Below are 11,462 nucleotides of genomic sequence, written 5' to 3' on the forward strand. Positions count from 1 at the left end.
TCTTCTTCAACCTCGGCAAGCTTAGAGGGGAGGCCTGATCATGCTTATTCATGCCAAAGCCCCTTTCTTCCGGGGCAGCTTGATGCTCATTTCGTTTCTGGTTCTGTTTGCCGCCCTGCTCATGCCCATCTTGCGTGACGAAAACGGCAAGCACGTTACCGGCCTTGAATACGCCGATAACGTCTTCAACGAGCTCTCCAAGGGTTCGTCCTACTTTATCCCCGGCGTTCGCGAAAACCTGAAAAAGGTTGACGGCAAGGTAGTGACGATTACGGTCAAGCTCAAGAAGGCCGCCCTTGCCCCCGTTGCCGCCATGGCCCTGCAAACTGCGGGCGCCACGGACGTGAGCGCAACTGACGGCAAGGTCACCTTTACAGGCGACCTTGGCAAAATCCTCGCCTCCGCCACTGACGATTCCGATGCCCTGTATCACAACGATGCAGACAAGGTTTCGCAGAAATACGGTGGGGAGAATGCCCTTAAAGTGGCCTCCGCATGGTGGTATCTGCTTTCGCCCAGCATCAAGGAACTGCAGAAGCAGCGCCTGATTGCCGAGTCGCAGGTGGTGGACCATGTACTGCGCCGCGCCATTGAGCCGGGCAACAACTTCTACAGCGTGACCGCCGCCAAGGTGTCCGAGCACGTTCTGTTGATGGTTTGCATGCTGGTTTTCTACGTGCTGTACACCCTGTGGTACGGCTTTGCCATCTTCGAACTGTTCGAGGGCATTGGCCTTGCCATGACCAAATCCAAAGTCAAAAAAGAAGGCTAAGGCATAAATCCGGAGACGCACACATCCCCATAGCCCGCGTCTGCTAAAAAATGGGGATATGCCGGCTTTGCCTGGTTGGATGTTGAAGAAGCTCGCCTTCCTTATGGAAGGCGAGCTTCTGAGCGTTGATGGCGTCAACGCGACCAGCAATCTGGAACAGGTCGCGGCTTGCCCGCCACCACCAAACACAACATATGCAATCTGATACATCTCGCAAAAAGCCTGTTACAAGTAACAGCTTAGGCACAATCGGACTGTATATTATCCAAGCAAATACCACTAACACATTGACATAATACCAGTATTGATATATCTACACGGCTTTACCAACTCATTCAAGGCTGTCCCATGAATTCAGACGCTTCCTTCTGCCTCTGGAACTCAAGCTGCCATGAGGCGCTGGCCGATGCACAAAACACCGGGGCCAATGTACACCTTGAATGCTGCCTTATCTGGTGCGGCGAGACTGCCTGCATATCTGTGGAGGGTCTGGTACGCGAGGTCAACGGCAGGGAGGCGCAGCTTGTGGTGCGTTCCATGACCATGCAGGCCCAGAACCCCAAGACTGTAGTAAACCAGGGCAAATTTTACTTCAGCGTCAAACGGCACATTGCGCAGGATATGGCGGCGCGCCTTGGCGTTTACGGTAGCGCGCAGATACTCGAAACAGCTGTGGGGCCCAATGGCGAAATGCTGTATTTGAGTCTGCGCTTTTCACGCCATGTGACTGTACGGCAGTTGCGCAGCAGCAAGAGGATACCCTGGCGCGCTGAATACAGCCGCATGTCGAGCGTACTGCTCGCGCCGGAGCGCCCCGACACCACCAATGATTTGCGCATCATGCTTGGGGAGTACAGCCGGGTGCCACCGCCAGCCACGCGCATTATGGATGTTTCAGAAGGCGGGGCATGCGTCTGCATGCCGGAAGAGCTGGCGATACCGTCCTTCACCTCCGATGCAACCTACCTGTTTTTTCTCCAGCCCAGCGTGGTGCCTGTTACTGCGCCTCCCTATGTTTTTCTTGCCAAGCGGGCAGGTTTTGGCAAGGCCCCTGACGCACAGGGTATTCCCGTGCGCTTGCGCTTTCAGGAAGAACTGGACTGGAGCGCCCGCCGCGCCAGGCTGCGCTGGCTCAACGTCAAGGGCGGCTCCCCCCGTTTGCGCCAGTGCCTCACCAAATACGCCGATGCTTCAAAGGATCAGCAAGAGTCTGCCTAGGCACAAGTCCCCGCATCGTTTCTGCTTTTACCACGGCCCCACCCCCTGCGCTTTCTTCCAATCCGCGTTTTCTGGCCCCAAAATTGCATCTTTTATGGCTGTATTGCCGCCATGCGGAAAATTTGACCCATGCAGGTCATCAACATAAAGGATACAGCCATGAAAATTTCCGGACTCAACCCCTCTCCGGCCTTTGCCTTCCCTGCCATGGAAAAAGATGAAAACACCGCTGCCAGCACGCCTTCCCGCGATGTTGTCAGCCTGAGCGCCCCTAATCTGCTGGCGGATGACGAAGTGGACGGCGTGCTTGACGACACCATGAGCATGATCTCGCAAAATCCCATGGACGCGCTTTCTGTTCACGGCGGGCTGAGCGCCAGCCGCGTTGCCTCGCTGCTGAGCCTGTAGGCAGGCTGATTCTCTGCGGCATGGTTTGACACTATCGCCGCCTTGGGGGTATCACTTTCCGTCTACGTCGGCGCATATTCTTTTTTGGTCCGGCGTTTTTTACCGAAGCCAGCACAGAGGTAAGGGTGATGACGGATATTGACCGCCAAATGGCCACCATCAAGCGCGGCATGGCCGAGCTGATTGACGAAAACGAACTGCGCAAAAAGATTGCGCGCGGCAAGCCGCTGCGCATCAAGGTGGGCTTTGACCCCACCGCTCCTGACCTGCACCTTGGGCATACGGTTGTTATGCACAAGATGCGTCATTTTCAGGAACTGGGGCACCATGTCATCTTTCTTATCGGCGACTTTACGGGCCGCATAGGCGACCCTTCCGGCCGCTCGGAAACCCGCCCCCCCCTCACTGAGGAACAGGTTCTTGCCAACGCGGAAACCTACAAAAAACAGGTTTTCAAGATTCTTGATCCGCAGAAGACCGAGGTTGCCTTCAACTCGGCCTGGCTGGGCAAGATGGACGCCACGGGCTTTATCAAGCTGGCTTCCAGCTATACCGTTGCCCGCATGATGGAACGCGATGATTTTGAAAAGCGTTTCCGCGAGCAGCGCCCCATATCAATCCATGAATTTCTGTATCCGCTGTGTCAGGGTTATGACTCTGTCGCCCTCAAGAGCGATGTGGAAATGGGCGGCACTGACCAGAAGTTCAACCTGCTGGTGGGCCGCACCCTCCAGGCGCACTACGGCATTGAAAGCCAGTGCATCCTGACCCTGCCCCTGCTCGAGGGCACCGATGGCGTGCGCAAGATGTCAAAATCTTACGGCAACTACATTGGTATTGACGAAGCCCCTTCCCAGATTTTCGGCAAGGTCATGGCTATCTCTGATGAGCTCATGTGGCGCTACTATGAACTGCTCTCGGCCAAAAGCCTTGAAGACATTGCAGCCCTCAAGACCTCCGTGGCCAGCGGCGAGCTGCACCCCAAGGCCGCCAAGGAAAATCTTGCCCATGAGATGGTGAGCCGCTACCACAGCGAAAAAGACGCCGATGAAGCAAAGCAGGGCTTTAATGCCGTTTTTGCTGGCGGCGGGGTGCCGGACGATATGCCCGAGCACCAGTGCGCCTGCGGCGAAGACAGCACTCCCCCGGTGTTTCTTGATGCCGCAGGCCTTGTTAAAAGCCGGGGCGAAGCCAAACGCCTGATGAAAGAAGGCGCGCTCTCCATTGACGGAGAACGCTGCGAAGACGCCATCACCCCGCTTGCAGCCGGGGAATACGTTGTCAAGCTCGGCAAAAAGCGCTTTCTCAAGCTGAAGGTGCGCTAAGGCGCAATCAGCCTGGATACTTGAAGAACGCCCTTGTGCAGCAGGTGCAGACCTGCCGCACAAGGGCGTTCTTTTTATGCGCCAAAACCCTGACCCTCAGAGTTCTCCACGGCGGGCGGCAGCAAATTGTCCGCAAGGCAAACGCGATTACGTCCACTGTTCTTGGCCCGGTAAAGGGCAAGGTCTGCCCTCTTCATCATGTCTTCCAGGGGCTTTTCCACATCCATCTGCAAATCCGCCAGACCAATGCTGACGGTAAAACGAATATTTTTTTCATTGTGCCATACGACCATTTCTTCCACGCGCCTGCGCAAGCGCTCTGCAATGGCCTCTGCCTGCTGGGGCACAACGCTGGCCAGCAGAATGCCAAATTCTTCGCCGCCAAGGCGTCCCACATGGTCAGAGGTACGCATGGTGTCATGCAGCAGCGCGCCAAGCCCTTTCAGCACGGCATCGCCCGTATCGTGCCCGAAAGTGTCGTTGATCTTTTTGAAATGGTCGATATCGAGCATAAAGAAAACCATGTTCAGGTCATAGCGCCTGGCTCTTTCAATCTCGAACTGAACTTTTTCCAGCAGGTTCCTGCGATTGTTCAAGCCAGTAAGCGCGTCTGTGGTCGCCAGCGAGTACAGGTCTTCGATACGTTTTTCCAGACTCTGCTGCGTCTGTTTGAGTTCTGTAATGTCAGAGGCGATAACAAAAAAACCCCGCACCTCCCGTCCATCCATATCCGGTATGTAGCGGGACAGCACATAGCCTGTTGAGCCGTCGGCCCTTACCCTTTCCTGTTCAAAATCCTGTGGTTCGCCGCGCAGGGTCGCATCAATGAGGGGGGCGCATCTGGCAAGCAGTTCTTCGCCCAGCAAGGATTGCAGATCAATGCCGATGATCTCCTCCTCACCTCTGCCAAACCATGCCCTGTACATTCTATTGGCGTAATGGCACCGCCGCTCCGCATCCCAGTAGGAAACCATGATGGGTGCGTGGTCCATCAGGATACTGATGAACTTGTCGCGCGAGCGCATGGCGCTTTGCAGTTTTTCTGTGGAAAGTTCAGAACGGCGGCGTCTGCGCGCTTCTATCATCAGGAGTGAAGTTGAGAGAACAGCCGCAGTCAGCCATATCAGCACTTGGATGAGCAGATCACTGCGCCAGTGGGCATAGCTGTTTTCGCCGCTGATGATTGTTCCCACCACCAGGGGGCCGCCCTCCAGAAAGGGCGCTGCCGCCTGCTGCAAGGCAAGCATGGCGCGCGCCCCACCAGCCCGCAGGGGCTGGGTGTGCAAGGCCGCCGCATCGGGCGCCATGTTTGCAATGCTCTCCGCCAGAAATGCATTTTCAGCGTTGTCCAGGTAGGCAAAGGGCAGCAATGGGCGTCCAGAGGCCGTATAGACGGCAACTTTAGCATCTGCGCGGCTGAACGCATACGCCAGTTTGTATCCCCAGAATTCTGGTCTCAGGGCAATGCTTACAGATACGGAGGGAAGCCCGTCCTTTGCGGTGGAACGGAAAAAAACGGCTGAGGACGAAGAAGAAACAGCGCCAGTGGAAACCCGGGGTGCACCGTTGGAAACGACAGATATGGCGGCGACAAAGGGATTATCCCGCACCAGATCTTGCAGCCTGTCGCCAAGCTGGTCTTCGTCCTGGTGGGCAATGGCGGCGCTTTCCACAGTGTCCAGCAGATGGGTGATGCCGCTCACTTCCATTTTGACAATATTGACGGCAATGCTGCTTTCAGAAAGCAGCAGACGCAACTCATTTTCCTGGAGCTGAAAATAACCATCCACCACATTGGCGCACAGGACGACAGCAAGCACGACCAACCAGACACTGTGGATGGCCCAGTGTGACCGGGATGACAGCGTTCTGAAAAAAGCCGTGATGCTCATGGCAAAACTCAGCGGGTAAATATGTTTATTACATGATACTACCGCTCTCGCGGGCAGGCAAGGAGCGACCCGCCCCATCCCGCAGAGTTCTTTTATTTTTTTCTCTTTTCTCCTACCATGCGGCAACGGAGGTCGTATGCAGAAACTTTATGTCGCCATGGTCGGTCTGCCCGCAAGGGGAAAATCCACTCTGGCAAAGCGCATCCGCGACGGACTTGTGACCGAGGGCATTGCCGCAAAGCTGTTCAATAACGGCGACATGCGCCGCGCGCTCATTGGCGCGGAGTCCACCGACCCCAATTTTTACGATCCCAACAACAAGCTGGGCCGTGAAGCGCGCGAAATGATCTGCATGCGCAACATGGAAATCGCCCGCGAATGGCTGGCCAAGGACGGCGAGGTGGCCATTCTTGACGCCACCAACGTCAGCCGCGCGCGCAGACACCTTATAGAAACCACGCTTACCGACTACCCGGTGCTCTTTGTGGAATGCGTCAATGAAGACCAGTTGTTGCTCAATGCCTGCATACGCCGCAAGACCACCCTGCCGGAATATGCCTCGTATACTGAAGAAGAAGCCCTTGCCAGCTTCATGAAGCGCATCAGCTACTATGAAACCATTTACGAGCCATTGCAGGACGAAAAATACTGGCTACGCGTTGATTCCACAGCCAACCGCATTCTGGACGAACGTCCCTGCGAAAGTTCACCCTACTACCCCGCTATCCGCGAAATGGTTGTCAGCGTGTGGATTCAGTGCCTGTATCTGGCGCGCCACGGCCAGACGGAATTCAACCTGCGGGGCCGCATCGGCGGCGACCCGCCGCTCACTGCCACAGGCCGCGCTCAGGCGCTTGCCCTTGCCGCCCACCTGCGCAACAAGCCCATTGAGTGGGTGTTTACCTCCACGCGCATACGCTCGCACGAAACGGCAACCCCGTTGCTGACCGAACGGCCCGAGGCCCACGCCATGGCCTTTAAGGAATTTGACGAAATCTGGGCGGGCGACTGCGAGGGCATGCTCTACAGCGAAATCCGCGAGCGCATGCCCGAGGTCACCCAAGGCCGCAACGCCAGCAAATACACATACACCTACCCCAATGGCGAAAGCTACGCCCTGCTCCGCGAGCGGGTACAGCGCGGTTTGCGGCGGGCGCTTTTTCTGGCTGGGGATGCGCCCCTGATCATTGTGGGGCATCAGGCCATCAACCGGGTGCTGCTTTCGCTCTTTCTCCGGCAGCGCAACGAAGACGTGCCCTTTATCTATATTCCGCAAAACCAGTACTACCACATCAGCCTGACCCCGCGCCGCAAGGTCTTTGAACGCGTGCCCTATGACGGCGGGCCGGGGGCCAGCCTGCTGGCTGAATAAAAAATGGCCGTGCCCCTATCTGCCGCGCGTCCATCAAACGCAGGCAGATAGGGGCACAGCCTATGGAAGGCTCGTTACGCAGGGCGCGGTGTTATGTAGTTACGCACCGCGCCCTGCTTTTATTCAGCATTCAAGGCAACCGGCAAGGCGGTTGAAGACCGTCGGTTCCGCATGCCCCACCTGCACATCCAGCACATCGTGCAGCTTGCGCACCTGCTTGACAATCTGCTCCATGCGCCCGTCGTCCTTGACCACCAGCCACATGCGGCAGGTATCGCCGTCAGCTTCCGGCGTAACAAGCACGCCTTCAAGGTTGTAGGCGCGGCCGGCAAAGAGGCCGCACACGTGCGAAAGCACACCAGGATGATTGTTGACGCTCAAGTGCAACGTTGTAAGCGCGCTCGTCACTGAACCGTTCATGCGTTAACCCCCTCTATCATCTGACTGTTGGCCGCTCCTGGCGGCACCATGGGAAAAACTTTTTCTTCTGCGCTCATGCGCACTTCAAGCAGGCATGGGCCGGGCGTGCCCAAGGTCTTTTCCAGCACGGCCCTGGGGTCGCGCTCGTTGTTAAGACAGATGGCCGGCATACCAAAGCCCTGAGCAATGCGCACAAAATCCGTGCCTGCCGTGAAGGTCGAGCCGAACAGTCGCCCTCCGAAGAACAGATCCTGCTGTTGCTGCACCAGCCCCAATCCACTGTTATTGCACAGGATAATCTTGACATTAGCCTGATTTTCAACAGCTGTGGCCATTTCCTGAATATTCATGAGCAGGCTGCCATCGCCGGAAAAACAGACCACGGTTTCCTCCGGTTTTGCCAGCGCAGCGCCTATGGCGGCAGGCAGGCCAAAACCCATTGTTCCCAGCCCGCCGGAGGTGAGCCACTGCCGGGGCTGCATCATGGGGTAGGCCTGGGCCACGCGCATCTGGTGCTGGCCCACATCTGTGCTCACAATGCCCTTGCCGTGCAGGGCGTCCGCCACGTGTTTGATGATGCCGTAGGGAGAACAGACCTCATCCGTGCGGTCAAAACGCAGGCCGTGCTCCGCCTTGCATGCGGCCACGCGCTCAAGCCATGGTTCATGGTCAGTCTTGCGCAACAGGGGCAGCAAAGCAGTGAGAGCCTCTGCCGCGTCCGCCGTAATGCCCACCTGCGGAATACGCAGCTTGCCCACCTCGCAGGCATCAATATCAATGTGGACAAGCCCCGTCTTGGGGCAAAAACCGTCCAGCCTGCCCGTGGCGCGGTCGCCAAGGCGAGCGCCCACAACCATGAGCAGATCGCATTCGTCCACCAGCATGTTGGAAGCGCGCGCTCCGTGCATGCCAAGCATGCCCACAGCCAGTTCATGCCCGTGCGGCACTGTGCCCAGCCCGCGCAAGGACATGACGGCGGGGATGCGCCGGGCCTCCATAAAGGAAACCACCGCCGCCGAAGCCTCGGGAGAAGACGTGCCGCCGCCCAGCAGCAGCAGAGGGCGCTTTGCGGCGTTCATCATTTCCGCCGCGCGGGCAAGGGCCTGCGGGTCTGGCTTGGGCATGGGAACGGGTGCCCCGGCGGCGGGCAGCTCCTGCAATTCAGCAACCGCAACCTGCACGTCGCGCGGGATATCCACCAGCACGGGGCCGGGGCGGTCGCCTGCGGCAATGGCAAAGGCCTCGGGAATCACACGCAGCAGTTCGTCAATGGAGCGCACAATGAAGTTGTGCTTGGTGGCGGGAATGGACATGCCGTAGATGTCCACTTCCTGAAAGGCATCGGTGCCGATCATGCTCAGGGGCACCTGCCCGGTAATGCAGACCAAGGGCACGGAATCCATGCGCGCATCGGCGAGCGCCGTGAGCGTATTGGTGGCGCCGGGGCCGGAAGTGGCAAAGATAACGCCGGGGCGGCCCGTAACCCTTGCCATGCCCTGAGCGATGAAGCCTGCGCCCTGCTCGTGACGGGCAAGGATATGCCGGATGGTTCCACTGCGCCCAAGGGCATCGTAGAGAGGAAGATTGAAACCGCCCGGGATGCCGGCAATGTGCGTGACACCCTGGTTTTCCAGCAGGCGGATGGTGAGTTCTGCTCCCGAAAGACGTAACATCGCCGCAAGACTCCTTTTCGATGGTGAGGCTTGTCGGCGGCGGTGCGGACTAAAAAAACCCCGCCGACTCGCGCCGGCGGGGTTTGCAATACTACCTTAGATCTTCCCTGCTCAGAACGCGCGCAAAGTGTGACACCGTACTACTACGGCGCACATAATGGATAGCAGCGCTACGTGGCGGAAAGAAGATTGTGTGTTCATGCTCATGGTTGAAACTCTACGCCCGCACCCGGCAAGCTGTCAACATGTCAGACCAGTGCGGCCGAATTTTTATTTTTTACGCTTTTTGCTTTCGGCATGGGGCAACAGCAGCTTGACCGCGCGCACTTCATCGATGCGGCGTCGATCCATGCGGGTTATCTCCAGATCCCAACCCTGATAGCGCAGACGCGCACCTTTTTCGGGTATGCGGCCAAGGCGCTCCATGATGAGCCCCCCGAGGGTGGCGCTGCACAGACGGCGAGGCAGGCTCACGCCAAGCCAGCTTGCAAAAAGGTCAACAGCCAGACGCCCCGGCAGAACCCAACTGCCATCGGGCCTGCGGCAAACTTCCGGCCCGGCGGGCATGTCGCCCATCTGGCCCGCAAGGACGCTCAGCAGTTCCGCAGGGGTGATGATGCCCACTACGCTGCCGTATTCATCCCGCACAAAGGCCAGCGGCGCGGGATTGGTACGAAAATCTTCCAGCAGGGTCGTCAGCGGTATATGCTCGAAGATGGTGGGCGCGGGCCGCACGTAGTTTTTCAGATCCCACTCGCGGTTGCCTATGCCCTGCTGCTCCTGTTGCAGAATTTCACCGGGGTGCACCACGCCCAGCACTTCGTCCGTATCGCGCCGCAGCACTGGCAGCCAGGCAAGGCGCGAGGCCGCCGCAAAACGCGTGACGGTGGCGCGGTCGGCATTGCTGTCCAGCCAGTCCACGCGCTGGCGCGGGATCATGATAAAACGTGCCGTGCGCCCGCCAAGGCGAATCACACGGGCCACCATGTCCCGCTCCATGGGAGCAAAGAGCTGGCCCCCGGCATCGCCTGCCAGCGCCGCCGCCTCCAGCTGCGCCTCTCCGCCGCCGGGCACGCCCCCGCCAAGCAGGTTCAGAATGACCCGTGCCGTGGATTCACGCATGTCGCGCATGCTGTAGCGCCTGCGCCGACTGCGCAAGGCCCACTGGTTGCAGGCCTCCACCAGCACCGAAAACCCAATGGCCGCGTACATGTAGCCCTTGGGAATATGGTAGCCAAGGCCATCGGCCAGCAGACTCAGGCCGATCATCAGCAAAAATCCCAGACACAGCACAATGACGGTGGGGTGGCGCTCCACAAATTCCAGCAAAGGCGCTGCTGCAAGCACCATGATGATCATGGCAGCCAGCACCGCCAGCATCATGATGAACACATGGTCCACCATGCCCACAGACGTGATGATGGAATCCAGCGAGAACACGGCATCCAGAATGATGATCTGAAAAATTACCTGCCAGTAGCCAGCCTGCGGCCCGCTGGTATTGAATCTGCCCGCATGGCCTTCAAGCCTGTCGTGCAGCTCCATGGTGCCCTTGAGCAGCAAGAACACGCCGCCCGCCATAAGGATAAGATCACGCGCAGAATAGCCGTGCCCGCCCAGGGTAAACAGGGGGTCGGTGAGGGCAACCAGCCGCGCCATGAAGGCCAGCAGCACCATGCGCATGAGCAGGGCAAGCCCAAGGCCGGTCATGAAGGCCTGACGCTTCTTTTCCTGCGGCAGTTTGTTCACAAGTATGGAAATAAAAACCAGGTTGTCTACGCCCAGCACCACTTCCAGCAGCACCAGCGTACCCAGACCAGCCCAGGCTGCGGGGTCAGTTACCCATGCCAGATCCCACATATTTTCTCCGGCGGTTATGCCGCGTTTCCGTACTAAAAAAGGGGCCAGAGGCCCCAGCAGACAGCAATTCCCGCCTGGCGGGATTTGAGAAACCATTCGCGCCCGACAACACCGCAAGGCGCTGTCAGTTCATGATTTCTGGTTGCGTTGACTTTGTCAAACGCAATGGGGGGCCAAAGGCCCCCCATAAAACCGTGCTTGGCCAGAAGGCGTACACTTATGTGCCGTAATCCGGCGCTGCGCTGCGCCTATTCGGCAGCAAGCTGGATGCGTTCGAAACCGGTAACCGTGATTTCGTCGCCGATGGTCTTGCCTGTTTCGCGCACGATGTCGGCAATGATTTTCTTGTCGTCGCGGATGTAGGGCTGTTCCATGAGGCATACTTCCTTCTGGAACTTCTTCACCGCGCCGTCGGCAATCTTGTCCACGATCTGGGCGGGCTTGCCTTCTTCAAGGGCCTTCTGGCGGTAAACTTCGCGTTCACGCTCCACAGCGGCCTGATCAAGGCTGGCGGCGTCAAGG

The 11,462-nt window shown here is 58.2% G+C and carries 9 protein-coding genes and 1 pseudogene; 5 read left to right on the forward strand and 5 right to left on the reverse strand.

Features of this window, described 5'->3' with window-relative positions; translation table 11 throughout:
* Positions 1–40 precede the first annotated feature (40 nt).
* The 4 genes from VEZ52_RS14260 to tyrS all read left to right on the forward strand — a co-directional run bounded on the left by VEZ52_RS14260 (position 41) and on the right by tyrS (position 3,723).
* Positions 41–772, forward strand: coding sequence for a hypothetical protein (locus VEZ52_RS14260; protein ID WP_324837404.1), 732 nt, complete (start codon positions 41–43; stop codon positions 770–772).
* A gap of 348 nt (positions 773–1,120) precedes the next feature.
* Positions 1,121–1,990: a hypothetical protein gene (locus VEZ52_RS14265; protein ID WP_324837405.1), complete on the forward strand. Its 870-nt coding sequence runs from the start codon at positions 1,121–1,123 to the stop codon at positions 1,988–1,990.
* 159 nt (positions 1,991–2,149) lie between these two features.
* Positions 2,150–2,398, forward strand: coding sequence for a hypothetical protein (locus tag VEZ52_RS14270; RefSeq protein ID WP_324837406.1), 249 nt, complete (start codon positions 2,150–2,152; stop codon positions 2,396–2,398).
* Positions 2,399–2,526: 128 nt separating this feature from the next.
* Positions 2,527–3,723 carry a tyrosine--tRNA ligase gene (gene tyrS / locus VEZ52_RS14275; RefSeq protein WP_324837407.1) on the forward strand — a complete coding sequence of 399 codons (1,197 nt, stop codon included), beginning with the start codon at positions 2,527–2,529 and terminating at the stop codon, positions 3,721–3,723.
* Between the two features lie 74 nt (positions 3,724–3,797).
* On the opposite strand, the gene VEZ52_RS14280 is transcribed toward tyrS, so the two are convergent.
* Positions 3,798–5,615 carry a GGDEF domain-containing protein gene (locus tag VEZ52_RS14280; protein ID WP_324837408.1) on the reverse strand — a complete coding sequence of 606 codons (1,818 nt, stop codon included), beginning with the start codon at positions 5,613–5,615 and terminating at the stop codon, positions 3,798–3,800.
* Positions 5,616–5,751: 136 nt separating this feature from the next.
* On the opposite strand from VEZ52_RS14280, the gene VEZ52_RS14285 reads away from it, so the two are divergent.
* A complete protein-coding gene (locus VEZ52_RS14285; protein WP_324837409.1) occupies positions 5,752–6,987 on the forward strand; it encodes a 6-phosphofructo-2-kinase/fructose-2,6-bisphosphatase in 1,236 nt (411 codons plus the stop codon).
* Between the two features lie 123 nt (positions 6,988–7,110).
* On the opposite strand, the gene ilvN is transcribed toward VEZ52_RS14285, so the two are convergent.
* From ilvN to VEZ52_RS14305, 4 genes and pseudogenes are all read right to left on the reverse strand, one after another.
* Positions 7,111–7,407, reverse strand: a complete 297-nt coding sequence (gene ilvN / locus VEZ52_RS14290; protein ID WP_022657648.1) for an acetolactate synthase small subunit — start codon at positions 7,405–7,407, stop codon at positions 7,111–7,113.
* Positions 7,404–9,080: a biosynthetic-type acetolactate synthase large subunit gene (gene ilvB, locus VEZ52_RS14295; protein ID WP_324837410.1), complete on the reverse strand. Its 1,677-nt coding sequence runs from the start codon at positions 9,078–9,080 to the stop codon at positions 7,404–7,406. Before ilvB ends, ilvN begins: the two co-directional genes overlap by 4 nt.
* A gap of 270 nt (positions 9,081–9,350) precedes the next feature.
* Positions 9,351–10,940, reverse strand: coding sequence for a TerC family protein (locus tag VEZ52_RS14300; RefSeq protein ID WP_324837411.1), 1,590 nt, complete (start codon positions 10,938–10,940; stop codon positions 9,351–9,353).
* Between the two features lie 248 nt (positions 10,941–11,188).
* Positions 11,189–11,462 (reverse strand): annotated as a pseudogene (locus tag VEZ52_RS14305) (elongation factor Ts); the annotation flags it as partial.

It is taken from the genome of Desulfovibrio sp., from assembly GCF_035644575.1.
Lineage (GTDB): Bacteria > Desulfobacterota > Desulfovibrionia > Desulfovibrionales > Desulfovibrionaceae > Desulfovibrio.